Origin of the sequence: Kribbella caucasensis, from assembly GCF_004361855.1 — a bacterium.
GTDB classification, from domain to species: Bacteria; Actinomycetota; Actinomycetes; order Propionibacteriales; family Kribbellaceae; genus Kribbella; species Kribbella caucasensis.
Window position 1 is genome coordinate 72,491 of record NZ_SNWQ01000004.1, and the last position, 24,599, is coordinate 97,089.

The 24,599-nt window shown below is 67.9% G+C and carries 26 protein-coding genes; 17 read left to right on the top strand and 9 right to left on the bottom strand.

From position 1 onward, the window contains the following. Positions 1-55: 55 nt before the first annotated feature. Positions 56-760: a hypothetical protein gene (locus EV643_RS10295; protein WP_133799780.1), complete on the top strand. Its 705-nt coding sequence runs from the start codon at positions 56-58 to the stop codon at positions 758-760. Between the two features lie 48 nt (positions 761-808). Here the strand turns inward: EV643_RS10295 and EV643_RS10300 are convergent, their stop codons facing one another. Both EV643_RS10300 and EV643_RS10305 read right to left on the bottom strand, forming a co-directional pair. Continuing rightward, complete coding sequence (locus EV643_RS10300) at positions 809-1,246, bottom strand: MerR family transcriptional regulator (protein ID WP_133799781.1); 438 nt, start codon at positions 1,244-1,246, stop codon at positions 809-811. 48 nt (positions 1,247-1,294) lie between these two features. After that, entirely contained in the window at positions 1,295-2,338 is a 1,044-nt protein-coding gene (locus EV643_RS10305; protein WP_133799782.1) for an aminotransferase class V-fold PLP-dependent enzyme, read from the bottom strand. A 157-nt stretch (positions 2,339-2,495) separates the two neighbouring features. On the opposite strand from EV643_RS10305, the gene EV643_RS10310 reads away from it, so the two are divergent. Genes EV643_RS10310 through EV643_RS10330 form a run of 5 tightly spaced genes read left to right on the top strand, consistent with a single transcriptional unit; the run spans position 2,496 to position 6,214 of the window. Continuing rightward, positions 2,496-3,053, top strand: coding sequence for an RNA polymerase sigma factor (locus EV643_RS10310; RefSeq protein WP_133799783.1), 558 nt, complete (start codon positions 2,496-2,498; stop codon positions 3,051-3,053). Further along, complete coding sequence (locus tag EV643_RS10315) at positions 3,053-3,868, top strand: zf-HC2 domain-containing protein (protein WP_133799784.1); 816 nt, start codon at positions 3,053-3,055, stop codon at positions 3,866-3,868. Before EV643_RS10310 ends, EV643_RS10315 begins: the two co-directional genes overlap by 1 nt. Beyond that, positions 3,865-4,746 carry an ATP-binding cassette domain-containing protein gene (locus EV643_RS10320; RefSeq protein WP_133799785.1) on the top strand — a complete coding sequence of 294 codons (882 nt, stop codon included), beginning with the start codon at positions 3,865-3,867 and terminating at the stop codon, positions 4,744-4,746. The genes EV643_RS10315 and EV643_RS10320 overlap by 4 nt, the downstream gene beginning before the upstream one ends. Further along, positions 4,743-5,630 carry a hypothetical protein gene (locus EV643_RS10325; protein WP_133799786.1) on the top strand — a complete coding sequence of 296 codons (888 nt, stop codon included), beginning with the start codon at positions 4,743-4,745 and terminating at the stop codon, positions 5,628-5,630. Before EV643_RS10320 ends, EV643_RS10325 begins: the two co-directional genes overlap by 4 nt. Further along, the gene (locus EV643_RS10330) at positions 5,627-6,214 is read left to right on the top strand and encodes a hypothetical protein (RefSeq protein WP_133799787.1); all 588 of its coding nucleotides are present in this window, start codon (positions 5,627-5,629) and stop codon (positions 6,212-6,214) included. The genes EV643_RS10325 and EV643_RS10330 overlap by 4 nt, the downstream gene beginning before the upstream one ends. Here EV643_RS10330 and EV643_RS10335 read toward each other — a convergent pair. From EV643_RS10335 to EV643_RS10345, 3 genes are read right to left on the bottom strand one after another with little or no spacing between them, the layout of a single operon-like run. Continuing rightward, entirely contained in the window at positions 6,199-6,762 is a 564-nt protein-coding gene (locus tag EV643_RS10335) for a COG4315 family predicted lipoprotein (RefSeq protein ID WP_133799788.1), read from the bottom strand. The genes EV643_RS10330 and EV643_RS10335 overlap by 16 nt on opposite strands. A gap of 10 nt (positions 6,763-6,772) precedes the next feature. Then, positions 6,773-7,219 (bottom strand): Rieske (2Fe-2S) protein, encoded by a 447-nt coding sequence (locus EV643_RS10340; protein ID WP_238165483.1) that lies wholly within the window; start codon positions 7,217-7,219, stop codon positions 6,773-6,775. 20 nt (positions 7,220-7,239) lie between these two features. Further along, entirely contained in the window at positions 7,240-7,863 is a 624-nt protein-coding gene (locus tag EV643_RS10345) for a DUF6529 family protein (protein WP_238165484.1), read from the bottom strand. A gap of 146 nt (positions 7,864-8,009) precedes the next feature. On the opposite strand from EV643_RS10345, the gene EV643_RS10350 reads away from it, so the two are divergent. The 8 genes from EV643_RS10350 (at position 8,010) to sthA (ending at position 17,731) form a co-directional block, all read left to right on the top strand. Further along, positions 8,010-9,062 carry an aldo/keto reductase gene (locus EV643_RS10350; RefSeq protein ID WP_133799790.1) on the top strand — a complete coding sequence of 351 codons (1,053 nt, stop codon included), beginning with the start codon at positions 8,010-8,012 and terminating at the stop codon, positions 9,060-9,062. 264 nt (positions 9,063-9,326) lie between these two features. Next, positions 9,327-10,334 (top strand): LacI family DNA-binding transcriptional regulator, encoded by a 1,008-nt coding sequence (locus EV643_RS10355; RefSeq protein ID WP_133799791.1) that lies wholly within the window; start codon positions 9,327-9,329, stop codon positions 10,332-10,334. Between the two features lie 165 nt (positions 10,335-10,499). Beyond that, positions 10,500-11,807: an extracellular solute-binding protein gene (locus EV643_RS10360; protein WP_133799792.1), complete on the top strand. Its 1,308-nt coding sequence runs from the start codon at positions 10,500-10,502 to the stop codon at positions 11,805-11,807. 15 nt (positions 11,808-11,822) lie between these two features. Further along, positions 11,823-12,767, top strand: coding sequence for a carbohydrate ABC transporter permease (locus EV643_RS10365; RefSeq protein ID WP_133799793.1), 945 nt, complete (start codon positions 11,823-11,825; stop codon positions 12,765-12,767). Beyond that, a complete protein-coding gene (locus tag EV643_RS10370) occupies positions 12,767-13,660 on the top strand; it encodes a carbohydrate ABC transporter permease (RefSeq protein ID WP_133799794.1) in 894 nt (297 codons plus the stop codon). The genes EV643_RS10365 and EV643_RS10370 overlap by 1 nt, the downstream gene beginning before the upstream one ends. Continuing rightward, positions 13,657-14,655: an arabinan endo-1,5-alpha-L-arabinosidase gene (locus tag EV643_RS10375; protein WP_133799795.1), complete on the top strand. Its 999-nt coding sequence runs from the start codon at positions 13,657-13,659 to the stop codon at positions 14,653-14,655. The genes EV643_RS10370 and EV643_RS10375 overlap by 4 nt, the downstream gene beginning before the upstream one ends. 40 nt (positions 14,656-14,695) lie before the next feature. Next, positions 14,696-16,201 carry an arabinosylfuranosidase ArfA gene (gene arfA, locus EV643_RS10380; protein ID WP_133799796.1) on the top strand — a complete coding sequence of 502 codons (1,506 nt, stop codon included), beginning with the start codon at positions 14,696-14,698 and terminating at the stop codon, positions 16,199-16,201. A gap of 120 nt (positions 16,202-16,321) precedes the next feature. Next, positions 16,322-17,731, top strand: coding sequence for a Si-specific NAD(P)(+) transhydrogenase (gene sthA, locus EV643_RS10385; RefSeq protein ID WP_133799797.1), 1,410 nt, complete (start codon positions 16,322-16,324; stop codon positions 17,729-17,731). Here the strand turns inward: sthA and EV643_RS10390 are convergent. Next, entirely contained in the window at positions 17,700-18,158 is a 459-nt protein-coding gene (locus EV643_RS10390) for a GNAT family N-acetyltransferase (RefSeq protein WP_133799798.1), read from the bottom strand. The genes sthA and EV643_RS10390 overlap by 32 nt on opposite strands. Positions 18,159-18,737: 579 nt before the next feature. On the opposite strand from EV643_RS10390, the gene EV643_RS10395 reads away from it, so the two are divergent. From EV643_RS10395 to EV643_RS10405, 3 genes are all read left to right on the top strand, one after another. Then, positions 18,738-19,415 (top strand): cysteine dioxygenase family protein, encoded by a 678-nt coding sequence (locus EV643_RS10395; protein ID WP_133799799.1) that lies wholly within the window; start codon positions 18,738-18,740, stop codon positions 19,413-19,415. 54 nt (positions 19,416-19,469) lie between these two features. Next, positions 19,470-20,105, top strand: coding sequence for a dihydrofolate reductase family protein (locus EV643_RS10400; RefSeq protein ID WP_133799800.1), 636 nt, complete (start codon positions 19,470-19,472; stop codon positions 20,103-20,105). Between the two features lie 288 nt (positions 20,106-20,393). Further along, the gene (locus EV643_RS10405; protein WP_238165485.1) at positions 20,394-21,116 is read left to right on the top strand and encodes an HNH endonuclease family protein; all 723 of its coding nucleotides are present in this window, start codon (positions 20,394-20,396) and stop codon (positions 21,114-21,116) included. 17 nt (positions 21,117-21,133) lie between these two features. On the opposite strand, the gene EV643_RS10410 is transcribed toward EV643_RS10405, so the two are convergent. The 3 genes from EV643_RS10410 to EV643_RS10420 form a co-directional block, all read right to left on the bottom strand. Then, positions 21,134-21,967 (bottom strand): bifunctional allantoicase/(S)-ureidoglycine aminohydrolase, encoded by an 834-nt coding sequence (locus EV643_RS10410; protein WP_133799801.1) that lies wholly within the window; start codon positions 21,965-21,967, stop codon positions 21,134-21,136. 52 nt (positions 21,968-22,019) lie between these two features. Then, a complete protein-coding gene (gene allB, locus EV643_RS10415) occupies positions 22,020-23,381 on the bottom strand; it encodes an allantoinase AllB (protein WP_133799802.1) in 1,362 nt (453 codons plus the stop codon). Positions 23,382-23,461: 80 nt separating this feature from the next. After that, positions 23,462-24,598 (bottom strand): glycerate kinase, encoded by a 1,137-nt coding sequence (locus EV643_RS10420; protein ID WP_133799803.1) that lies wholly within the window; start codon positions 24,596-24,598, stop codon positions 23,462-23,464. Between the last annotated feature and the right edge of the window lies 1 nt (position 24,599).

Consider the following 24,599-nt stretch of genomic DNA (forward strand, 5'->3'; position numbering starts at 1 on the left):
GGGCAGGTCCGCCACACGCTGAATCGGCAAGCAACCATCGATTCGAGGAGTCCCCATGTCGACCACCAGTGCCGCGGCAGCGGCGACCACCCGGAAACCGCTCCGCGACGTGCGCGGCTTCTGGCGGATCCTGCTCGCGATCATCGCTCCGCTACCGATGCTCGCCAACGGCATCTACTACCTGCTGAGCCCGACCAGCGGCAACGCTCCGTTCGACGAGAGCGTCGCCGCCGCCGTCGCCCACGGTGACCGGGTGAGCCTGCTGGAGTGGATCCAGATCCCGTTCGTGACGTTGCTCATCCCAGCTACGTTCGCCGTGGTCTGGGTGGCCCGGCGCGGTGCTCCACGGCTGACCACGGCCGGCGCCCTGCTGGCACTCACCGGGTTCTGCGCGGGCCTCGGCAACCTGCCCGGCACGGTGTCGCTGGCCAGCCTCACGGTGAAGGAAGGCCTCGACGTCACGACCGTCGGCAAGCTTGCCAAGGCGATGGAGGAGAACCCGATCTTCCTGATCTCCGGCCTGCTGTTCATCATCGGCGTCACGTTCGGCCTGTTGCTGCTCGGGCTCGCCCTGTGGAAGAGCCGGGTCGCGCCGGCCTGGATGGGCATCGCGCTGGCAGTCGGCGGCTTCACCCACCCGTTCATGCCCACCCACGTGGTCGCCGGCGTCGGTCTGCTCGTTGCGGCCGCCGGATTCGCCGGCGCCAGCTACGCACTCCTCCGCACCAGCAACCAGGAGTTCGACCTGCCGCCGCAATAAGTCGCAACAAGTACTGCGAGTTGGTGCGCGAGTGATTCGCGCACCAACTCAGACTGCCTGGTCCGCCTGGTCCGGATGCAATGTCGACGGGGCGACCCAGAGACAGTCGGCGGTGCCTTGGGCCAGGCGGTCGGAATAGATCTCGACCTTGTGGGTGATGACGTTGAGGCACTCGGTGAGTTCGGCGAGCTGGGTCTGGATGTGTTCCTGGTGGCCACGGAGCAGGGCGAGCCGGTCGTGTTCGTTGCCGGGGCCCTGGCGGACCAGATCGGTGTAGCGGCGGATGGTGTCGAGCGGCATCCCGGACGAGCGGAACTTGATGCACATCTCCAGCCAGTCCACATCGTCCTCGCTGTAGACGCGACGGCCGTTCGACTCCCGGCGTACTCGGTCCGCCAGGATCCCCTCCCGCTCGTAGAACCGCAGCGCGTGCACGCTGAGCCCGGTCCGCTCCGACACCTGCCCGATGCTCAACCCCTCGCTCATACCCGCCACCCTAACCCGATGAGCTAGAGCTGGGTCTAGCTCACCGGGTCAGATGTTCTTGAGGGCGCGGAGTGCGAGCTCGACATCAGCCGAGGTGCTGTAGACGTGGAAGGACGCACGGAGGTTGCCGTTGCGGACGGCGGCCCGGATGTTGGCGGCTTTGAACGCCTCGTCAGCGCCCGGGAAGCTGGTGGACACGATCGCGGAGTTGCTGGGCGGCAGACCGAGGCCGGCCCGGAACTCGTTGGCCAGGGCGAGGTTGTGCTCGTGGATCGCCGGGATGCCGATCTGTTCGAGCAACTCCAGCGCCGGTGCCGCCCCGACGAAGCTGAACCAGGCCGGCGACTGGTCGAACCGCCGCGCGTCGGGAGCCAGATCCATCCGCGTCCCGTAGTACGAGCTGTGCCGGTCGTTGCCCGCGTACCAGTTGGCGAAGATCGGCCGGCAGCGCTCCTGGAGTTCGGGTGAGAGGTAGCCGAGGGTCGCGCCGCGTGGCGACATCAACCACTTGTACGTGTGCGCGATCAACGCGTCCACGCCGCGAACGTCCAACGGCAACCATCCCGCCGCCTGGCTCGCATCGAGCACCAGCAACGCGCCGATTTCCTTGCTCGCGGCAACGACCGCCGGGAGGTCCAGTACGTCGCCGGTCGCGGACTGGACCGCACTCACGGCAACCAGATCGATGCCCGGCCGAATCGCTTGAATCAGCTCGGCTGTCGGCGCGGACACCACCTCGACGCCACGGTCGGCGTGTGCCTGCCACGGGAACACGTTCGAGGTGAACTCGACATCGTCGACGAGCACCTTCGCGCCGTCCGGCAACGCGGCCGCAATCGGCGCCACGCCCGCGGCGACCGTACTGCCGACGAACACGTCCGCGGCCGGCGCACCGATCAGCCGCGCGAACGACTCCCGCGCCCGGGTGGTCGACTCGTCCCACGGCTCCCAGCTGGTCGCGCCCACATGCCAGTCCGCGAGCGCCGCCTGCAACGCCTCCCAGGCCGGGCGCGGCGGCAGCCCGTACGAAGCCGTGTTCAACCACCCCGGCTGCGCCTCCCACAGGTGCGCGTAATCGGACACAGACGTCATCGGCTCAGCTCCCCAGCTCACGGACAGTACGTCGCCCTATCCTCCGCTGGTTCACCACACCGGCCACAACCACCCCGGCCAAGATCACACCAAGCAACTCCGCAAGCACGGAAAATCATCTCGATCCGATCTGACGATCCGTTGCGACAGTAAGGGTATGAGCACGCCGACCGACTCGGATCTCCTGCGGAACATCGCCGCGGGTGACGAGGCGGCGCTCCGGCAACTCTACGAACGGCACGCCGGCTGGCTCCTCCTCCGCTTGAAGCGCCGCTGCGGCAACCCCGACCTGGTCGCCGGCGCGTTGCAGGACACGTTCGTCGCCGTCTGGAAGTCCGCGGGCCGGTACCGCGGCGAGGGCGATGTGGCGGCCTGGCTCTGGGGCATCTCGATCCGCCGCCTGGTCTCCGCGCTCCGCGGTCGCCCGGCCGCGGATCCACTCGGCGACGAGGTGATCAGCGCGGCCACCCCACTCGTCCACAGCGCCGAGGACGAGCTGCTGCTCGGAGTCGAGTACGGCGATGTCGGCTGGGCCCTCCGAACCCTGCCGCCCGAACTCCGCGCCACCGTCCAGGCGACAGTGATCGACGGTCTCACCGCCAAGGAGGCGGCCAAGTTGCTCGGGCTTCCGCAGGGCACGGTCAAGAGCCGCCTCCGGGTGGCCAAGGTCCAGCTACGGGAACGGCTGATGCCGGCCCGGGACGGGAGGATCTGATGGACTGGCACCTCGGTTCCGAACTGCTGGACCGCTACGTCACCGGTGATCTCGACCTCGCTCGTCAGGCGGCGGTGGAAGCGCACGTCCTGACCTGCGCGGACTGCCAGGCCCTCGCCTCCGAGCAGGCGCCCCAGCCGACACTCGACGAGATCTGGGCAGGCGTGGTCACCGCGACGGCCCGGCCCAAGCTGCCATGGCCGCTCCGGTTTCTGCAGCGGCTCGGACTCACCGAGACGGATGCGGTGATCCTCCGGTCGTCCACCTCGCTCTACCGGCCCTGGCTGCTCTCGCTCGTCGGCGCGTTCGTCATCGGTGTCGGCGGGAGCATGCTGTCACCGACCGAACAGCGCGCCTTCTACCTGCTCGTCGCTCCGTTGCTCCCGGCAATCACCGTGGCCGCGGCGTACGACTCCACGGACCCGATCCGCGAGCTCGCCAGCGCCACGCCGTTCAGCAAACTCCGGATCGCCTTGCTGCGAACGGCTCTGGCCGTCGCGGTCGCGCTACCGATCGTGCTGATCGCGGGGCTCATTTTGCCCTTCGTCGGCGCCGAGGCCTTCACCTGGTTGCTACCGGCCCTCACCTTGACCCTGCTCGCTCTCACCCTGCTGACCTGGTGGAACGCACCGATGACAGCCGGCGTCGTCGCGGCCCTCTGGCTGCTCGTCGTCGGGCTGCTCCGATCCGCCGACCAGCTCACCGCGGTGGACACCCCCTTCGCCCAACTGGCCTTCGCTGTCACAGCCCTCCTGGCGCTGGCCGTCCTCACCATCCGCATCACCACCCGGCACGCACCAGGAGGCTACGCATGAACAGCCAGATCGCCGTCCTCGACGGCGTGACCAAGTCCTACAACGGCACCGAGGTCCTGCACCCGACCGATCTCGGCTTCGGCCGCGGCGTGATCGGTCTGCTCGGCCCGAACGGCGCCGGTAAGTCCACCATGCTGCGGCTGCTCGCCACTGCGATGCCGCCGTCGTCCGGCCGGATCGTGGTCAGCGGCCACCTGGTCACCGGCGGAATCGCCGAGCGGACCGCCGCCCGCCGGCGGCTGAGCTACCTGCCTCAGGAGGTCGGTATCCCGCGACGGATGATGAGCTTCGGCTTCCTCGACTACATCGCCGTCCTCAAGGAGTGGAAGGACCGCGACACCCGGCACCGAGAGGTGATCCGCGTACTCGGCCTGGTCGGGCTGGCGGACCGCCGGACCAAGCGGGTGTCCGCGTTGTCCGGCGGACAGCGTCGCCGCCTCGCCCTCGCGCAGGCGTTGATGGGCGACCCGGACCTGGTCGTCCTCGACGAACCCACGACCGGGCTGGACCCCGAACAGCGCGCCTCGCTCCGCGGCATCCTCTCGTCGTACGCCAACCGCGGCTCCGTGCTGCTGGCCACCCACCAGACCGAGGACGTCTCGGCGTTGTGCGACCGGGTCATCATCCTGGACGAGGGACGGATCCGGTTCGACGGGACGGTCGCCGAGTTGATCCGGCTGGCCGAAGGTCAGGTCTGGGTCGGCGCCGAGGCGAACACGCGCGCGCTGTCGTCCTGGCGCACCGGTACCGGCGAGATCCGTTCCCTCGGGGGCGTCCCGGCTCCAGGCAGCCGCCCGGCCGACGTCGCCGTCGAAGATGCCTACCTGCTGGTCCGCAGCGAGATCACTGGCGCGACCAAGATCGGAGAGGTGCGATGAACACCGCGGCAGTCCCGTTCACGCCCGCCCGGACCGAGTCCATGCTGACCCAGTTGGCCGGCAAAGAGACTGCCCGCTACGCGAGGCATCCGCTTTTCCTTGTCGGCGTCGTCCTCGTGGCCTCGTCCTCGATCGGCAAGCCCGACGGCTTCAGTTCGTCGCTCGGCAATGTGATCGCCCCGGCCGCCGGCCTCGGCGTGATCGGCCTGCTGGTGATGGCGTCCCTGACCCGTACGTCGGACCAGGTCGCCACCGCCGCCGGCACGGTCGCCGTGAGCGAACGCACTCGGACGATGGCGTTGGTCTGCGCGATGATCGTCCCGTTCACGGCCGGCCTGATTTGGTTGCTCTGGGCAATCTGGGCGTACCGGCACTGGCCGCCGGCTGCCAACGGAGCGCCCTTCGGCGGCGTGTCCGACGGCTGGGCGTACGCGAACCTGATCGCCCTCGGTCTCATTCCGTCGCTGGGCGGACCGGTCCTCGGGCTGCTGCTCGCCCGATGGGTTCCGCGCCGCGGCGCCGCACCGTTGTTCGCCGTACTGGTGGTGGCCGAAACCATCATCATGCAAGGCCTTTTCGAGCCGCTGCGCTACGCCCGCCTCGTCGCGCCATGGACCTATTTCACCGGCCCGTACGGCGTGCCAGGTGACGCCGATCGCATCATGATCCTGACCGGATCGCCGCACTGGTACTGCGTCTACCTGCTCGCCCTGTGCGCCCTCGGAGTCGTTCTGGCCCTGCTCCATGATCGCGAACACCCCCGCAACCGGCTCTTCGTCGCGCTAGGCGTGATCGCCGCGGTCGCCGTGATCACCTGCGTCCTGGCCATCACGACAGGGGTGCAGGACGTGATGATCAACCCGTTGCCATCGGGTCTGTCATGATCCGGTACGCCGCCCGCGCCGTGCCCTGGGGACTCCTTGGAGCCGGCGCGGGCCTGGTGATCGGCCTGCTCCTGTTGGTCGAACGCTGGCCGTACACGCTCTGGCCCCTCCAAGGAGCGGCCGTCGGCCTGCTCGCGGGAACCGCCGTCTGGTGCTTCAACGAACCAGCCGCCTCCCTCGTCGACACCATGCCCCGCAGCCTTCGCTGGCGAACCACCGCACGATCCACCGGCACCTTGGCACTCGTCGCGATCTGGCTTATCGCCTTGCAGCAAACGCGATCCGGCTACTTCGGCCATGCCGAGGATGTCGCCTGGCAAGGCATCGCGCTGGCGGCCGCCGCTTCGGCGTACATGACCTGGCAGCGGTGCCGCGGTTCCACCGGGCCGGCGCGGGCGCTGTCGGCCGGGATCGTGGGGATCACTCTGTTCGTCGCTCTGGCCAGACCGTTCGACGAGGTGCTGCCGATCTTTCCGTACACCGCCGGCGACGACTGGGCGACCAGTCGCCTGATCTGGGCAGCGGTCCCCACCGCCGTTCTCCTGCTGACAGCCCGCCTCCCCGTGTTTCACCGGCTCACCTGACCTTGTGGGCTGAGGACGTGCCAGGTGCCCTTCACGCCTTCGCCGAGGACGTCGCCTGGCTTGGTGTCCTTGGCGAAGCGATACAACGGCCAACCATTCAGCGTCGCCTGGATGTCCTCGTCCGGCCGGACGACCGTGCCGAGCTTGTCCTGGCTGACCCCGGCTCCCGCGACGATGCCGGACTTCTTCACGTAGACCGGTTTCCACGCGGCCAGGCAGGTCTTGCTCACACAGACGGACTTCGACGGATCCCGGCTGTCGAGCACGGACATGTAGAGCGTCATGCCGTCGGCATCGACGGCGACCAGCCCGAGCTTCGTCGTACCGTGTTTGATGATCACCGGAGCTTCAGCCTCCGCCGACGGCGGTTTGGATGGCTGCGGTTCGGACGGCGGTGGTTTGGAGGCCGGCGCTGGGCTTTGTGCCGACGCCGGCGGCGGTACTGCGGCCGGCGCGGTCGTCGCGACATTGCCGACGACCGGGCTCAGCGCAGCGACCGCAACCGTTGCCCCGATCACCCAGAGCATGGTCGGCAGGCTCTTCAGCATGACAACCGTCCTACGCCTGGAAGATCGCGCCGTCGCGCTGCTGAACCGCCACCGGCGGCAGTGGCTTCTGCGCAGGACCTTCGACTCGTTCACCCGTGGTGGCGTCGAACTTGCTGCCGTGGCACGCACAGTTGATCGTGCCGTCGCCGACCCCCGTCACCACGCAGCCCTGGTGCGTGCAGATCGCCGAGAACGCACAGACCTTGCCACTCGCGTCCTTGGTCAGCACGACGTTCTGGTCCTTGAGGATCACCCCACCGCCGGCAGGAATGTCGGCCACCTGCGCGAGAGCCGCGGCACCAGTCGTCCCCTGTTTGACTGGTGCCTTGCTCGTCGGCTGGGTGCCCGCTGCCGGCGGTGGCGCTTGCTGCACGATGCATCCGGTCAGTACTACGGTCGTGGCCGCCGCGCCTCCGGCAAGGAGCACTGTCCGGCGTTCCACCTGTAATTTGCTCATGGTCATGTCTCCTTGTTCGATCAACGCAGCGGAACGCCGGATTGGGTGAGGTACCACAGACCCGCGGTAGCCCAGGCGCCGATGAGCAGGGCGAACAACATGCCGCCCGAGATCGGCAGAGCCCAGCCCGGCAACTTGTTGGCCCGCAGAGCGACCATCTTGGTCGTGAACGCGCCGTAGAACGCACAGCCGAACAGCGAATGCAGCGCGACTCTGGTGTCGAAGGTGCTGTACCCGAGACTCCACAGGCAGTGGTAGGCCACGGGAAGTGTTGCCACAAAGGCGATCGCGCCACTCCACCGGTGCCACTGCGACAACACCGCAGGCGCCTTCCGCTTGATCGGCAGCCGCCCGTACATCCACATCGCCGACACCACTTGGAACACACCCAGTACTACGGCCGCGGTCGCAAGCCACGCCTTCATCGGAGTCAATCCGGTGAACCCGACCAGCAAGGCCAGCGGCCGGCCAGTCGGCGTATGCACCCGCCCGTAGATCCCCAGTGACAACGCCACCAAGGCCCCGACGATCGCGAACCCCAGCAGCACAACGGCTCCCGGAACACCTCGCCGCGGCTCGGCTCTCGACTCCTTCCCCACCCCACCACCCCGGTCAGGCACAGGTGTCTCCACGTCCGTTTTCATGGCGCTCCACCCTCTTCGGCAACAACTCGTATGACCGCCATACGTGGAGATCCGCGGACCGGTTCAACGGAAGTTTTGGTGACTTGACCTAGAGGGCGCTCTAGCTCCTATGTTCTGTGGGTAACCACGGACCTAGGAGCTTCTTCATGCGCTACCGCACACTCGGCGGGACCGGTATCGAGGTGAGCGTGCACTGCCTCGGCACGATGATGTTCGGCGCGGTCGGCAACCCCGATCACGACGACAGCATCCGGATCATCCACACAGCTCTGGACCAGGGCATCAACTTCGTCGATACCGCCGACATGTACTCCCGCGGCGAGTCCGAGGAGATCGTCGGCAAGGCGCTCAAGGGCCGCCGCGACGACGTCGTACTCGCCACCAAGGTGCACTTCCCGCTGAGCGACGAGACCCGCAACCGCAGCGGCAACTCGCGGCGCTGGATCGTCCGGGAGGTCGAGGACAGCCTGCGTCGGCTGGACACCGACTGGATCGACCTTTACCAGATCCACCGGCCGGATCCGAAGACCGATGTCGAGGAGACCCTGTCGGCCCTCACCGACCTGGTCACGCAGGGCAAGATCCGCGCGTTCGGGTGCTCCACGTTCCCGGCCGAGGAGATCGTCGAGGCGTACCACGTCTCCGAGCGGCGCGGGTACGGGAAGTTCCGCACCGAGCAGCCGCCGTACTCGCTGATCGCCCGCGGGATCGAGCGCTCGGTGCTGCCGACCTGCGCGCGGCTGAACATGGGCGTGCTGACCTGGAGCCCACTGGCGTCCGGGTTCCTGTCCGGCAAGGTGCGCAAGAACCAGCCGGTCGACCTCACGACCGGCCGGGCTGCGCTCACCCCGTTCCGGTTCGACCCGTCGATCCCGGGGAACGCGGCGAAGTTCGACGCGCTCGAGCAACTGGTGGAGGTTGCCGACGGCATCGGATGCACACTGCCCGAACTCGCGCTGGCGTTCGTCGTCGCCCATCCCGCGGTCACCTCGGTGATCAGCGGCCCGCGCACGATGGAGCACCTCGACGCCCTGCTCAAGGGCGCCGAACTCACCCTCGACGACGAGACCCTCGACCGGATCGACGAGATCGTCCCACCCGGCACCGACCTCTACCAGCCCGACGGCGCCTGGCGACCCATCTCCCTGACCGACCCCACCAACCGCCGCCGCCCGATCCAGGACCGCTCCGCCGCCTGACCTCACAGGGCAAGGGCGGACCGCCAGGCCATCAAATCGCTGCTCCGTCGGCGCCATCCACGCTCAGCCGGGCCGGATCGGGTCCGTTGTGATGGCCTGGCGGTCCGGGCTTTCGTATCTGCAGCACTCACCAAGTGCCGCGAGACACCCGTCGGCGACCGGGTCGAGCGTGGGGACGGGGAGTCCAGCGTGGTTAATGAGTGCTGGAGGTACGGTCCGGTCGACTACCGTTTGCGTTCTGACGGGCGGAACGGAGGTGGCGGCGTGGCGGTGACCATGCGGGACGTGGCCGGGCACGCGGGCGTGTCGCCGAAGACGGTGTCCAACGTGATGAGCGGGTACCCGTACATCCGCGAGGAGACCCGGCGCCGTGTGCTCGCCTCGATCGACGCCCTCGGCTACCAGCTGAACATCTCGGCCCGGAACCTGAAGTCCGGCCGCACCGGCATCATCGGCCTGGCCGTCCCCGAACTGAGCCTGCCGTACTTCGCCGAGCTGGCCGACGCGGTGATCACGGCCGCCGAGAAGCACGGCCTGACGGTGATGATCGAGCAGACCGGCGCCGTCCGCGAACGCGAACTCGCCGCCCTCGCCCGGCCGCGCGGCCACCTCGTCGACGGCATGCTGTACAGCCCGCTCGCGCTCGGCCCTGACGATTCCGAGCAGCTGCGCACCCAGCACCCGATGGTCCTGCTCGGTGAGCGGATCTTCCACAGCCCGGTCGACCACGTGATGATCGACAACGTCACCGGCACCCGGGCAGCCGTACAGCACCTCCTGGACACCGGCCGGCGCCGGATCGCGGTGCTCGGCGTCCACCACGGCGAGAAGGTCGGCACGGCCGCGATCCGGTACGACGCGTACGCCACCGCACTGGCCGACGCCGGCGTCCGGCCGATCCAGAAGCTCGCGATCCCGGCCGGGAAGTGGCATCGGGACACCGGCGCCCAGGCGATGGAGACGCTGCTCGCGTCCGGGGCGAAGTTCGACGCCGTGCTCGGCCTGAACGACACGCTCGCGCTCGGCGCACTCCGGGTGCTGATCAAGCGCGGCATCCGGGTCCCGGACGACGTCGCGGTCGCCGGGTTCGATGATATCGACGAGGCGTCCTACAGCACCCCGAGCCTGACCACGGTCGACCCCGGCCGCGCCCAGATTGCCACCACCGCGGTCGAGCTGCTGGTGAAGCGGATGAACGGCGACGACTCCGACCACCAGGAGATCGTCGCGAAGTACGAGCTGCACGTCCGCGAGTCCACAACCGGACGCTGACCGACCCCAACCTCTTGACCCCTGCGCGGGGTCCGGGCATCATCCTTCTACACCGATGTAGAACACCGATGTAGAAACCGTACCGGCGGTCCTCACCCTGGAGCTGGTGCGTCCCCAAGCCCTGCCCCCCAACCGTGATCCACCACCCGCCGGGAGGACACGTCGATGCCCCATGCCGCCCCACCCCCACCGCCCGGAAGACCGACCCGAAGAACTCTGCTCGCCGGCGCACTCGGCCTGGCCGGCGCCACCACCCTGACCGGCTGCGGCACCTTCAGCCGGGACGCCCGCGTCCGCGAATGGAACCTGTTCGGCGGCGGCGACGGCGCCCGGCTGCTGCAGATCCACGACAAGTTCGTTGCCGAGCACAAGGACATCGCGTTCGAGGCGTACACGCTCGCCTGGGGCCCGCCGTTCTACACCAAGCTGGCGATGTCCGCCGCCGGTGGCCGTGCACCCGAGGTCGCGACGCTGCACCTGTCCCGGCTGAAGGGATTCAGCCCGACCACGATGCTCGATCCGATCCCGGTCGACCTGCTCGCGAAGGCCGGCATCACCGAGCAGGACTTCATCCCCGACACCTGGAGCCGCTGTCAGGTCGACGGCCAACTGTACGCCGTACCGCTCGACTCGCACCCGTTCGTCCTCTACTACAACACCGAGATCTGCCAGCAGGCCGGCCTGCTCGGTCCCGACGGCCGGATCAAGACCGTCAAAGGCGTGGACGCGTTCCTCGACATGCTGCGAGCGGTCAAGGAGGTCACCGGCAAGTTCGGCGCATCGGTCGAGACGACCAACCCGTGGAGGCTCTGGTGGACCCTCTACGGCCAGCTCGAGGGCAAGTTCTTCGACGAGTCCGGCACCCAGCTGATCATCGACGACGCCAAGGCGATCGAGGCCCTGGAACTGATGGCGAAACTCGCGGCCGACGGCCTGACCCCGAAGTCCTCCGACTACCCGTCGCTGGTCGCGCAGTTCACCAACGGTGACGCGGGTCTGAGCTTCAACGGCGAGTGGGAGGTGACGACGTACCAGACCGCGAAGATGCCGTTCAGCATGGCGCCGTTCCCGGTCGTGTACGACGTGCCGAAGTTCGCCGGCGACGCACACACGTTCGTGATGCCGCACCAGGCGGACCGGAGTACCAAGGACACCGAGGCCACGGTCGAGTACATCGCCTGGATGCTCAAGAACAGCGCCGAATGGGCTGCCGGCGGCCACATCCCGGCATACCAGCCGGTGGTCGCCAGCCCGGAGTACCTGAACCTCAAACCGCAGGCCGAGTACCGGTCGGTCGCGCCGGACGTGCTGTTCGACCCGGACGCGTGGTTCAGCGGATCGGGTGCCCAGTTGCAGAACGAAGCGGGGGCCGCCTTCTCGGGGGTGTACGCGGGCCGGATGACGCCGAAAGCGGCGCTCGACCAGTTCAAGGCCGCCACCCGGAAGCTGCTCGACACCCCGTCCCCGGTCTGACAGGAGCTGACCCCGATGGCCGTTCAGACACCGACCCGTACCGGTACCACCGAACCACAACCGACCCGCCAGCCACCCAGAAATGGGCCGCCCTGGACCGAGAAGTGGGGTGGACTCTTCTTCGTAGCGCCGTTTGGCGTGCTGTTCGCCTTCTTCCTGCTCTGGCCCACCTTCTCCGGACTCTGGAACAGCTTCTTCAACACCAGCCTGGCCGGAGTCCAGCAGGAGTTCCTCGGCCTGGCGAACTGGCGCGAGATGTTCGGCGACCCCGCGGTCTGGGACTCGCTGCAGAACACCCTCGTCTTCACCGCTATGAGTACGCCGCCGCTGGTGATCATCGCCCTGGTGATGGCGCTGCTCGCCAACCGCAAAGGCCTGCTCGGCTGGTTCCTGCGATTCTCGTACTTCGCTCCGTTCGTCATGCCGGCGACCGTCGTCACCCTGATCTGGGTGTGGATCTACCAGCCCGGCTTCGGCCTGGTGAACGGGCTGCTGACCGCCGGCGGGTCCGCCGAGATCGACTGGCTGAACACCGAGAACCGGGCCATGCTGGCGGTTGTGATCACCACGGTCTGGTGGACCGTGGGGTTCAACTTCCTGCTCTATCTCGCCGCCCTGCAAGGGATTCCGGACCAGGTCTACGAGGCGGCCGCGATCGACGGCGCGAGCGGACGGCAGCAGTTGTTCCGGATCACGCTGCCGCTGATGAGCCGGACCACCGGGCTGATCGTCGTACTGCAGCTGGTCGCGTCGCTGAAGATCTTCGACCAGATCTACCTGATGACCGACGGCGGCCCGAACTACGCGACCCGGCCGATCATCCAGTACATCTACGAGAACGGCTTCACCAGTTACCGGATCGGCTACGCGTCGGCGATCTCGTACATGTTCTTCCTGGTGATCGTGATCGTCTCGATCGCCCAGTTCAGGCTGTTCGGCGGCCGGAAGGAGGCGAACTGATGGCCACGCTCACCCTGTCTTCACGGGCTTCACGGGCTTCACGGTTTTCGCGGGGCAGCGGACCGGTTCAACCCCGCTTCACGTTTGCCAAGGTCGCGATCACGGTCGGCTCCGTGCTGCTCGCGCTGCTCTGGCTGGTTCCGTTGCTGTGGGCGATCGACACGTCGCTCAAGCCGGAACCCGAGACCACTCAGACGCCGATCACGTGGTTGCCGGGGGCACCGACCATCGACGCGTACCGGAACGTGCTGGATCAGGGTTCGATCCTGCGCTGGTTCCTGAACAGCACCATCGTGGCGTGCCTGGTGACCACCTTGACGCTCGTGGTTTCCACGCTCGCGGCGTACGGGTTCTCCCGGACGACGTTCCCCGGCCGGCGAGTGCTGTTCGGGATCCTGATCGCGGGCATCCTGGTGCCGCCGCAGGTGCTGATCGTGCCGTTGTTCCAGGAGATGACCGGTCTCGGTCTGGTTGACACGTACTGGGGGATCGTGCTGCCGCAGGTGGTCGCGCCGGTGATGGTGTTCGTGCTGAAGAAGTTCTTCGACGGCGTCTCCCGCGACTACGAGGACGCCGCCCGGGTGGACGGCGCGACCCGGTTGCGGATCGTCTGGAGCGTGATGGTGCCGATGTCGCGGCCGGTGCTCGGCGCGGTCGCGATCTTCACCTTCATCGGGGCCTGGAACAACTTCCTCTGGCCGTTCATCGTGACCACTGATCCGGCGATGATGACGATCCCGGTGGGGCTGGCAAACGTACAGGGGTCGTACGGGCTGCGGTACGCGCAGATCATGGCGTCGGCCGTGCTCGGCGGGCTCCCCTTGCTGGTCGTCTTCGCCCTGTTCCAGCGGCAGGTCGTCCGTGGTGTGGGCGACGCGGGGATCAAGGGATGAGGCGGGTCGCCGCGCTGGTTGCGGCCTTCCTGTTGCTGTTCACCGGTACTGCGCAGGCCCGGTCTGCGCCGGCCGACCAGCCTGCGCGCAACGCCCCGGCCTTGAGTGGTGATCTGCGCACCCATGACCCTGCGCTGATTCGCGACGGCTCCGACTGGTACGTCTTCTCGACCGGAGACCCTGCGGTAGCGGGCGGCGCAATACAGATCCGTAGGTCGACGGACGGCAAGCACTGGATCACCGACGGGACGGTCTTCGACGGGATTCCCGCGTGGTTGCAGGCGGAGGTCCCAGGTGTGTCGAACCTCTGGGCACCCGACGTGATCGAGCGCGACGGGACCTTCTACCTGTACTACTCGGCGTCCACGTTCGGCTCGAACCACTCCGCGATCGCGCTCGCCACCAACACGACGCTGGACCGCACCGACCCGTCGTACCGGTGGGTCGACCGGGGCCTCGTGCACCGCTCGGTGACCACTGACGACTACAACGCGATCGACCCGGGTGTCGTGGTCGATCGCGACGGGACACCATGGATGGCGTTCGGTTCCTTCTGGAGTGGGATCCGGATGATCCGGCTGCAGTGGCCGTCCGGTCTGGCCGCGCCGTCCCAGGGTGCGCCGCTCCGACTGGCCGACCGCCGCGTCCCACCGAACGCGATCGAGGCTCCGTACGTCGTCCGGCGTGGTGACTGGTACTACCTGTTCGTCTCGTTCGACTTCTGTTGCCGCGGGTCGGACAGCACGTACAAGATCATCGTCGGCCGTTCCCGCAACGTCACCGGCCCGTACGTCGACCAGTCCGGTACTCCGATGCTGCAGGGCGGCGGCACGGTGATCCTGTCCGGATCCGGTTCGATGGCCGGTCCGGGTGGCCAGTCCGTGTACGGCGGCTGGCTGGCGCACCACTACTACGACGTCCAGGCTGGCGGGGACTTCCGGCTCGGCCTACGGCGGATCCAATGGGGCTCAGACGGCTGGCCCCGTGTCACCTGAACCACCCTCAACTCCCAACCCTCACTACAGGAGCCACCTCGTGACATCTGCTTCACTCGTCCTCGACCCGGCCTTCACTGTCGCACCGGTCCGCCGCCGGACCTTCGGCACGTTCGTGGAGCACATGGGCCGTTGTGTCTACACCGGCATCTACGAACCCGGTCACGCAACCGCCGACGAGGACGGTTTCCGCAAGGACGTCCTGGAGCTGACCCGGGAACTGGGCGTGTCCCTGGTTCGCTACCCGGGCGGCAACTTCGTCTCCGGTTACCGCTGGGAGGACGGGGTCGGACCGCAGGACCAGCGGCCGCGCCGGCTCGAACTCGCCTGGCACAGCATCGAGACGAACCAGTTCGGCCTGGACGAGTTCATCCGCTGGTGCGCGAAGGCCGGCGTAGAACCGATGATGGCGGTCAACCTCGGCACGCGTGGCGTCCAGGAGGCGCTCGACCTGCAGGAGTACTCGAACCACCCGAGCGGTACGGCGTGGTCCGACTTGCGCGTGCAGCATGGCGAGGAGTCGCCGTACGGGGTCAAGTTGTGGTGCCTGGGCAACGAGATGGACGGGCCCTGGCAGATCGGGCACAAGACGGCCTCGGAGTACGGGCGGGTGGCCGCCGAGACGGCTCGGGCGATGCGGATGGTCGAGCCGGATCTGGAACTGGTCGCGTGCGGCTCGTCCAGCTCGGCGATGCCGACGTTCGGGACGTGGGAGCGCGAGGTGCTCCGCGAGTGCTACGACCTGGTCGACCAGATCTCGTGCCACGCGTACTACGGCAACGACGATGGTGACACGGCGTCGTTCCTGGCGTCGGCGGTGAACATGGACCGCTTCATCGACGCGGTGGTGGCGAGCGCGGACCACGTCGGGGCGGAGCTGAAGAGCAAGAAGCGGATCGACATCTCCTTCGACGAATGGAACGTCTGGTACGGCGACCGGTCCCGGCGTACGGACGGGCCGGGCGACGCGTGGGAGGTGGCGCCGCGACGGATCGAGGACGAGTACAACCTGACCGATGCCGTTGTAGTGGGCAACCTGCTGATCTCGTTGCTCCGGCACAGCGACCGGGTGGCCGTGGCCTGTCTGGCGCAGCTGGCGAACGTGATCGCGCCGATCATGACCGAGCCGGACGGTCCGGCCTGGCGGCAGCCGACGTTCCACCCGTTCGCGATCACCTCCCGGCTGGCGAGCGGCGACGTACTGCGGGTCGAGACGTCGTCCCCGTCGGTGGAGACAGCCAAGTACGGCGAGATCCCGGCCGTCGACGCGGTCGCTACGTATGACGCCGCTTCGGGCAAGCTGGCCGTCTTCCTGGTCAACCGCTCGGTGGACACGCCCGTCGAGGTGACCGTCGACCTCACCCGCACAGGCGCTACCGAGGTCCTCGAGGCGCTGAGCATGTACGACGACGACGGCCTCGCTGTGAACTCGGCGACGCAGCCCGACCGCGTTGTCCCCAAGCCGAACGACTCGGTGCGGTTGGCTGACGGTCGGTTGACCGTGACCCTGCCCGCGATCTCCTGGACGGCTTTGAGCCTGTCCTGACCATCGAAGCCCGGGCGGGGTACTGGAAAGTTCCCTGAGGATTCCTGTTGAGTGCCTTGCCCGGGCACCCGGTCGGCGGCGAGGCTGAAGGTGCTTCATTCGGCCGGCCGAGGAGATCCGATGTACGACTACGACCTGTTGGTGATCGGCTCGGGTCCGGGCGGGCAGAAGGCGGCGATCGCCGGTGCCAAGCTCGGCCGGCGGGTCGCGGTGGTCGAGCGCGGCTCGATGATCGGCGGCGTCTGTGTCAACACCGGGACGATCCCGTCCAAGACCCTGCGCGAGGCCGTGCTCTACCTGACCGGTATGGCCCTGCGCGACCTGTACGGCGCGAGCTACCGGGTGAAATCCGATATCACCATCGCCGACCTGATGGCGCGCACCCAGCATGTGGTCGGCCGCGAGGTCGAGGTGGTCCGCGCCCAGTTGCTGCGCAACCACGTCGAGATCCTGCACGGCACCGGCACCTTCGTCGATGCGAACACGGTCCGGGTGACCGGCTCCGGCCGCGGCGAGACGAGCACCGTGACCGCGGAGAAGATCGTGATCGCCACCGGGACCAGGCCGGCCCGGCCGCCACAGGTCGAGTTCGACGACCGGTATGTGCTCGACTCCGACGCGATCCTGAAGCTGGAGAAGGTGCCGGGATCGATGGTCGTGGTCGGCGCCGGCGTGATCGGGATCGAGTACGCGTCGATGTTCGCCGCGCTCGGCACCCGGGTGACCGTGGTGGAGAAGCGCGACAGGATGCTGGAGTTCTGCGATCCCGAGGTGGTCGAGTCGCTGAAGTTCCACCTCCGCGACCAGGCGGTGACGTTCCGCTTCGGCGAGGAGGTCGAGCGGGTCGAGGTGTCCGACCGCGGCACCATCACCTCACTGGCCAGCGGCAAGCGGATCCCGGCCGAGATGGTGATGTACTCCGCCGGCCGGCAGGGCGTGACCGATGAGCTGAACCTGCCCGCCGCCGGTCTGGAGGCGGACCCGCGCGGCCGGATCAAGGTCGACGACCACTACCGCACCCAGGTCGAGCACATCTACGCCGTCGGCGACGTGATCGGCTTCCCCGCGCTCGCCGCGAACAGCATGGACCAGGGGCGACTCGCGGCGTACCACGCCTTCGGTGAACCCGCCCGCGAACTGGCCGGCCTGCAACCGATCGGCATCTACACCATCCCCGAGGTCTCGTACTGCGGCGCCACCGAGGACGACCTCACCCGCTCCTCCGTGCCCTACGAGGTCGGCGTCTCCCGCTACCGCGAACTCGCCCGCGGCCAGATCCTCGGCGACACCTACGGCATGCTCAAGCTGCTCGTCTCCACCACCGACCGCACCCTGCTGGGCGTCCACGTCTTCGGCACCAACGCCACCGACCTCGTCCACATCGGCCAGGCGATCATGGGCTGCGGCGGCACCGTCGACTACCTGGTCGACACCGTCCTCAACTACCCCACCCTCTCCGAGGCCTACAAGGTCGCCGCCCTGGACGTCACCAACAAGATCAGAGCCCTAGAAGCCTTCGGAACCGACTGATCTCCACCCCCGGAGCCACCTCAACCCGCCCCACTTCCTCAAACCCACGCCCCTCATACAACGCCACCGCCGGCGTGTTCTTAGTCCCCGTGGACACCAACGCAACCGCCCGAGGCTCAATCACATCCAACTCATCCAGCAATGCCCGCCCGTGCCCTTGCCGCGAGTACGCCGGATCCACCACCAACCGCGTGATCTCCACCGTCTCGTCATCCGGCAACTCATACGCAACCGCGCCCACCAACACGTCCCCCACAAACCGCCCCAGCCAGCGTTCTTCGGACGCCATCAGCCCAGCAAGATCCTCTCGCATCGGCGGAATCCCATCGAACCCGATCAGCCCTGCCTCCACCGCATACGCCGCCCGTTGAACCCCCAACAACCGCCCCGCAATCCCCACATCACTTGGCTCAATCACCCGAATCACCCACCCAACCTGTCCACCCCCCCATCCACCCCGCGCCCCCATTTCCCGCACCGGCACAGCGGCCACGTCCCCACTCCGCCTCTCCCGCGTCGCACCCCGTCCAGCACCGCGATCCTTCGGCATCTCGCCCTCTTCGGCACCGCGCCCCTTCCGGGACCGTGAACACGCTGCAGCATGTCCAAGCCCACCACTTGTTGTTCAAGCCCTCCATCCCCGCCGCCCCTCCGCCACCGCCGCCCCTCCGCCACCGCCGCCCCTCCGCCATCGCGGCCACGTCGCCACGGCGCCCCTACGCGGCCGCGCCTCCTCCGGTCCTACGGAACCGTGAACAAGAAACCGGGACCGTGAACATGTTGCAGCGTGTTCACGGTCCCGGTTTGTTGTTCAAGCTCCCCGCAAGAACTCGCTCAGCTTCGTCGTCGACGACACCGCGCGAGCGCGCCCAGCACTTCGCGTTTGTGGCTTCGTCGCACCGTCCCGCGGACTCGCTTCCGTGGTGATGTCAAGACTGGCTGGTTGGCTCCGTCCTTCTCGTGACGGCGCCGGACGGCGGCGCGGATCGAGCGAGGGAGGCTGACGATGAGCAAGGTAGTGCTGGATGTGTCGACATCGCTGGACGGGTTCACGGCCGGACCGAATGTCCACCAAGAGGAGCCCACGGGGAACGGCGGCGAACGGCTGCACAAGTGGTATGCAGGGAAGGGATCGGATGGTGAGGTCGACCTCGCAGTCGGGCGGGAGTCCGAGGGGACGTTGGGGCCGGCCCCAGTCCACCGATTGACCGATCTGATCGACGGCGTCCGGGGCGCCGTGGCCGCGCAAACCGACTGGGCCGCCACGGCCCAGCTCGTCGCCGAGCAGTTGCGCACGCACCTCCCCGCACCGGACGTGCTCACCGCTGAGCAGCGCCTCGGCTCGCCCGACGACTACCGCGGCCACACCCTGTACGTCGAGCCGGACGGCTCGTTCTCGATCGTTGCCCTGGTCTGGCGGCCCGGGCAGATCACCCGGATCCACGACCACGTCACCTGGTGCGTGCTCGGCGTCATTCAGGGAGCCGAACACGAAGAACTCTTCGACGCCGACCTCAACATGATCGGCAGCAGCGACAACCACGTCGGCGAGGTCAGCGGATTCGCGCCGCCTGGCGGCATCCACCGCGTGCGCAACAACACCGAGACAACGGCGATCTCGATCCACATCTACGGCACTGATATCACCCGTCTCGGCTCCAGCGCCCGCCGCTACTACGACTGACCCGATCAGGAACAGCAGGGGAAACCAACACCCCACTATCGAAGGAGCATCAACATGTCACTCGTCCGCGTCCACAACTTCTCCATCTCACTCGACGGCTTCGGCGCTGGTGAGGGCCAGAGCAAAGACGCCCATTTCGGTCACGCCGGGGACAGACTGCACCAATGGTTGTTTGCCACTCGGTGGTGGCAGCAGACCGGCGGCAGCGGCGGCGTCGACGACGCTTTCGCCCACGAGTGGGGTCCGGCGATCGGCGCCGAGATCATGGGGGCAGGGAAATTCGGCCACCCCGGATGGCACGAGGACCCCGAGTGGAAGGGCGCCTGGGGTCCCAACCCGCCGTTCCACACACCGGTCTTTGTCCTCACCCATCAGCCGCGCCCGTCGATCGAGATGGAGGGCGGCACGACATTCCACTTCATCGACGCCTCGCCCGCCGAGGCGCTCGAGACAGCCCGCGAGGCCGCCGGCGGCAAAGACGTACGTATCGGTGGCGGCGCCACCGTGATCCGCGAATTCCTGGCTGCCGGACTCATCGACCAGATGCATGCGGTGGTGGTCCCGATCCTGCTCGGCCGAGGGGTACGTCTCTGGGACGGTCTCGAGGGCATCGAGAAGACCTACGCGATCGAGTCCGTCTCCTCGCCGAGTGGGGTCACTCATGTGACCTTCACCCGTGCGGGCGCCTGACTCGCACGTGCCGACCGTCGCGGATGGCACAAGAAGCCGGGACCGTGAACAAGAAGCCGGGACCGTGAACATGCTGCAGCTTGTTCACGGTTCCGGCTTGTTGTTCAAGCTCCTCCCGATCCTCCGGTTCAGAAGGGTTGGCGGGGGAGGTTTGAGGTGGAAGGTTTCCACCACAAGCGCCACTCCGCCCCGGATTCGTACGCCGAGCAGACTCGGGGCGGATGCTGTCATCGTTTCGGGCGGCGTGGGGTGGAGGAGTTCTCGGTGTGGCCGGGTACCTTTCGCGTGGTGCGTCGACTCCTTGCGACTCTGCTCGTACTCGGTTCCGCGGTCTCCGGCTGCACCTTTCCCGCAGCTGGCGCGGATCCGGGGCGGTCGACGACCCCGCCTCGAACCACGCCCACCGGTAGGCCTTCCACAACGTCGCCGTCCGGCTCGGCCAAGCTGATGCTCACAGAGCTGGGCCGCGTCCGCGTCGTCGCGACTCGGCCCGATTTGCCCGGCTACAAGCGGGATCAGTTCGGGCAGACCTGGAGCGACGACCACGCCGGCCCGGGCGGTCACAATGGCTGCGACACCCGCAACGATGTCCTCGCGGCCCAGCTGGCTGCGGTGCAGTACCGCAGCCGCTCCAGGTGCGTCGTGGTCGCCGGCATGCTCCCGACTGAGCCGTACACCGGTCGCCGGATCGAGTTCCGCAAGGCCGCGGCGGCCAAGGTGCAGATCGACCATGTCTACCCGCTCGCGCGGGCCTGGGACATGGGCGCGGCCGGCTGGCCGAAGGAGCGGCGCGTCGATTTCGCCAACGACCAGGCGGCAAATCTGCTGGCCGTCGACGGGCCGGCGAACGCATCCAAGAACGACGACGGTCCCGGCGAGTGGATGCCGATCAACCGCGGCTACCGCTGCACCTACGTGCTGCGGTACCTGCAGGTCGCCCACAAGTACGCGCTGCCGATCACCGCAGCAGATCGCGATGCCGCGCACGCGATCACCCCATCCTGCTCCTAGCCTCCCGATCCTCCGGTTCAGAAGGGTTGGCGGGGGAGTTTGGGGTGGCGGTTTACGTCTTTGTAGAGGAGGTAGCGGAAGCGGGTCGGGCCGCCGGCGTAGCAGGCTTGGGGGCAGAACGCGCGGAGCCAGAGGAAGTCGCCCTCCTGTACCTCGACCCAATCCTTGTTCAGGAGGTAGACCGCCTTGCCTTCGAGTACGTAGAGGCCGTGTTCCATCACGTGGGTCTCCGGGAACGGGATCACGCCGCCGGGCTCGAAGGTGACGATGTTGACGTGCATGTCGTGGCGTACGTCCAGCGGATCGACGAATCGCTGCGTCTTCCAGCGGCCCTCGGTGTCCGGCATCTCCACACCTTCGACGTCGACCTCGTTGGTGACGAACGCATCAGGGATGTCGATCCCCTCCACCCGCTCGTAGGCCTTGCGGATGAAGTGGAATCGGGAGACCTGCTCACTGGTGTTGCGCAGCGTCCAGTCGACAGCCGGTGGCAGGAACGCGTACCCGCCCGGCCCGAGTTCGTGCTTCTCGCCGGCGACGGTCAGGAGCACGTTGCCTTCGACAACGAACAGGACCGCCTCGGCGGCAGGATCCGTCTCGGGCTGGTCGCTACCGCCGCCTGGGGCGACCTCGACGATGTACTGGGAGAACGTTTCGGCGAAACCCGACAGCGGCCGGGCGATCACCCAGAGCCGGGTGTTCTCCCAGAACGGCAGTTGGCTGGTGACGATGTCGCGCATGGTGCCGCGCGGCAGTACGGCGTACGCCTCGGTGAAGACGGCACGGTCGGTCGTCAGCTCGGTCTGAGCGGGCAACCCGCCCGTCGGGGAGTAGTAGCGCGGCTGGTTCATCGTTCAGCTCCTCGGCTCGGCAGCCCACCCGGTGGGGAGTTGCGCGGCTCGGTCATTGTTCGTGTCCTCGGGTCAGCAGGTGGCCTCGGGGGGCGGCGTCGAGGTCGATGGGGTCGCCGCGTAGCCAGGTGCTGCGTACGACGCCGGCGAGTGCCCGCTCGGCGTACGGGGTGATGGGGTTCTTGTGGTGGAGGGCGTGTACGTCGACCAGGAACGTCTCGTCCGGCGCGAAGACGCAGAAGTCCGCGTCGGCTCCGACCTCGATCCGGCCCTTGTGCCGTAGTCCCGTCTGCGACGCGGGCGCCTGGCACATCCAGCGGGCGATGTCGACCAACGTGAAGCCACGCTGGCGGGCCTGCGTCCACACCGCCGGGAGGCCGAGCTGGAGTGAGGCGATGCCGCCCCAGGCCTCGCCGAAGTCGCCGGTGTCCAGGCGTTTGAGGTCGATCGTCGAGGGTGAGTGGTCCGAGACGACCAGGTCGATCAGGCCGTCGCGCAGGCCGTTCCAGAGCAGCTCGCGGTTCTCGGCCTCGCGGATGGGCGGGCAGCACTTGAACTGCGTCGCGCCATCTGCAATCTCCTCGGCGCAGAACGTGAGGTAGTGCGGGCACGTCTCCGCGGTGATCTGGACGCCCTCGCGGCGGGCCTGCGCCAGCATCGGCAGGACATCGGAGCTGGACACGTGCAGGATGTGCACGCGGCAGCCGGTCCGGCGGGCGAGGTCGATCACCTCCGCGACAGCGGCGTTCTCCGCTTCGCGCGGCCGGGAGTGCAGGAAACCTGGGTAGCTCGCCCCGTGCGCAGACGGGGCACTGTCGATGCTGTGGGCATCCTCGGCATGCACGATCAGCAACCCGCCGAACGAGGCGATCTCGCGCATCGCCGGCTCGACCTCGGCCGGATCCAGCGGCGGGAACTCGTCCACGCCCGAGTGCAGCAGGAAGCACTTGAACCCGAACACACCGGCCTCGTGCAGCGGTCGCAACTGCTGGACGTTGCCGGGAATCGCGCCGCCCCAGAAGCCGACGTCGACATACGCCTGGGATTCAGCGGTTTTCCGCTTCACTTCCAGCGCCGGTACGTCGCAGGTCGGTGGGATGCTGTTGAGCGGCATGTCGATGATCGTGGTGACGCCACCGGCTGCGGCGGCTCTGGTCGCGGAAGTGAAACCCTCCCAGTCGGTGCGCCCCGGATCGTTGACGTGGACGTGGGAGTCCACCAGGCCGGGCATCAGCACCTCGTCGTCGGAGAGGGCCAGCCGGTCCGCGGCGCCGGTGTCGGCCGCGGCCCAGAGCTCGGAGTCGTAGGGCTCGATGGCGACGATCCGGCCGGCCTTGACGCCGACGACGCAGGCCAGCTCGCCCGCCGTACTCACGACCCGACGGGCCCGGATGACGAGGTCCAGCGCGGTCATGCGATGCCCCTCTCGGTTGCGCTCATCGTAGGTCTCCCATTGGCCGACTGGCCGACAGAACACAGCAAACCCCCTCGAGCTCACGCACGAACTGTGCTCGGCAGGTGATCGACGGCGATCCGTTCCCCGAGCCGTCGCAGCAGTGGGGTGGGGTCGGCGATGCAGCGTCGTACGTCGGGTTCGAGGTCGGTCAGCGCGTACGCCGCGACGATGCCGACCTGATTCATCCGGGCAGGGTCGAGCCGATTGGTGCCACAGACAGCAACCACGGGGATACCGGTCGCCCTGGCCGCCGCAGCCACGCCGACGGCCGCCTTGCCGTGCAACGTCTGCTCGTCGAGCGCCCCCTCCCCGGTGACCACGAGGTCGACGCCGCCGAGCTGCTCATGAAACCCAACCAGGTCGAGCACAAGCTCAATCCCCGGCCGCAACTCCGCCCCAAGCAACGCCAACGCCGCAAACCCGACTCCTCCAGCAGCCCCCGCCCCCGCCGCACCCCGGAGGTCCCGCCCTGTCTGGCGGGTGACGAGGTCTGCCCAGTGGGTGAGGGCGGTATCGAGTACGTTGATCTGCACCCGGTCGGCGCCTTTCTGGGGGCCGTAGGTTGCGGCTGCGCCGTGTGGGCCGGTCAGCGGGTTGTCAACGTCGCAGGCGACGATGACTTCTACTCCTGCGAGTCGCTCGTCGAGTGCTGTCAGGTCGAGGGATGCCGCCTCGGACAGGGCTGCGCCGCCCTCGGCGAGGTCCTCACCGTTGCCGTTGAGCAGCCGGGCGCCGAGGGCTCGGACCAGACCGGCTCCCCCGTCCGTACTGGCGCTGCCGCCGATGCCGAGGATCACTCGGGTGCAGCCGCTGTCGATCGCGGCCGCCATGAGCTCGCCGGTACCGCGCGAGGTCGCGGTCATCGGAGCGAACTTGGCGCCTGGCAGCCGGATGAGACCGGAAACATCGGCCAGTTCGACGACGGCCACATCACCACGCCGGGCGAATCCACTGTGGACCGGCTCGCCAGTAGGACCCGAAGCAATCACCGGTACCAGCTCGAAGCCCGCGGCGACGGCGGCGGCGAGAGTCCCCTCGCCGCCGTCCGCAACCGACACCGATCCGACGATCACGTCCGGGCGGACACGTCGTACGCCGTCGCTCACCGCCGCCGCGACCTCGTCACTACTCAGCGTGCCCTTGAACTTGTCAGAGGCAACAACCACCTTCACCATC

Bases quoted from the DNA above. Each gene is read 5' to 3' on its own strand.
- EV643_RS10335 (WP_133799788.1), bottom strand. From the start codon at position 6,762: ATGCTGAAGAGCCTGCCGACCATGCTCTGGGTGATCGGGGCAACGGTT.
- allB (WP_133799802.1), bottom strand. From the start codon at position 23,381: ATGACCGCGCTGGACCTCGTCATCCGGGCCCGTCGGGTCGTGAGTACG.
- EV643_RS10340 (WP_238165483.1), bottom strand. From the start codon at position 7,219: ATGAGCAAATTACAGGTGGAACGCCGGACAGTGCTCCTTGCCGGAGGC.
- EV643_RS10310 (WP_133799783.1), top strand. From the start codon at position 2,496: ATGAGCACGCCGACCGACTCGGATCTCCTGCGGAACATCGCCGCGGGT.
- EV643_RS10375 (WP_133799795.1), top strand. From the start codon at position 13,657: ATGAGGCGGGTCGCCGCGCTGGTTGCGGCCTTCCTGTTGCTGTTCACC.
- EV643_RS10320 (WP_133799785.1), top strand. From the start codon at position 3,865: ATGAACAGCCAGATCGCCGTCCTCGACGGCGTGACCAAGTCCTACAAC.
- EV643_RS10325 (WP_133799786.1), top strand. From the start codon at position 4,743: ATGAACACCGCGGCAGTCCCGTTCACGCCCGCCCGGACCGAGTCCATG.
- EV643_RS10315 (WP_133799784.1), top strand. From the start codon at position 3,053: ATGGACTGGCACCTCGGTTCCGAACTGCTGGACCGCTACGTCACCGGT.
- EV643_RS10330 (WP_133799787.1), top strand. From the start codon at position 5,627: ATGATCCGGTACGCCGCCCGCGCCGTGCCCTGGGGACTCCTTGGAGCC.
- EV643_RS10365 (WP_133799793.1), top strand. From the start codon at position 11,823: ATGGCCGTTCAGACACCGACCCGTACCGGTACCACCGAACCACAACCG.
- EV643_RS10395 (WP_133799799.1), top strand. From the start codon at position 18,738: ATGAGCAAGGTAGTGCTGGATGTGTCGACATCGCTGGACGGGTTCACG.
- EV643_RS10345 (WP_238165484.1), bottom strand. From the start codon at position 7,863: ATGAAAACGGACGTGGAGACACCTGTGCCTGACCGGGGTGGTGGGGTG.
- EV643_RS10360 (WP_133799792.1), top strand. From the start codon at position 10,500: ATGCCCCATGCCGCCCCACCCCCACCGCCCGGAAGACCGACCCGAAGA.
- EV643_RS10300 (WP_133799781.1), bottom strand. From the start codon at position 1,246: ATGAGCGAGGGGTTGAGCATCGGGCAGGTGTCGGAGCGGACCGGGCTC.
- EV643_RS10400 (WP_133799800.1), top strand. From the start codon at position 19,470: ATGTCACTCGTCCGCGTCCACAACTTCTCCATCTCACTCGACGGCTTC.
- EV643_RS10305 (WP_133799782.1), bottom strand. From the start codon at position 2,338: ATGACGTCTGTGTCCGATTACGCGCACCTGTGGGAGGCGCAGCCGGGG.
- EV643_RS10420 (WP_133799803.1), bottom strand. From the start codon at position 24,598: ATGGTGAAGGTGGTTGTTGCCTCTGACAAGTTCAAGGGCACGCTGAGT.
- EV643_RS10295 (WP_133799780.1), top strand. From the start codon at position 56: ATGTCGACCACCAGTGCCGCGGCAGCGGCGACCACCCGGAAACCGCTC.
- sthA (WP_133799797.1), top strand. From the start codon at position 16,322: ATGTACGACTACGACCTGTTGGTGATCGGCTCGGGTCCGGGCGGGCAG.
- EV643_RS10410 (WP_133799801.1), bottom strand. From the start codon at position 21,967: ATGAACCAGCCGCGCTACTACTCCCCGACGGGCGGGTTGCCCGCTCAG.
- EV643_RS10350 (WP_133799790.1), top strand. From the start codon at position 8,010: ATGCGCTACCGCACACTCGGCGGGACCGGTATCGAGGTGAGCGTGCAC.
- EV643_RS10370 (WP_133799794.1), top strand. From the start codon at position 12,767: ATGGCCACGCTCACCCTGTCTTCACGGGCTTCACGGGCTTCACGGTTT.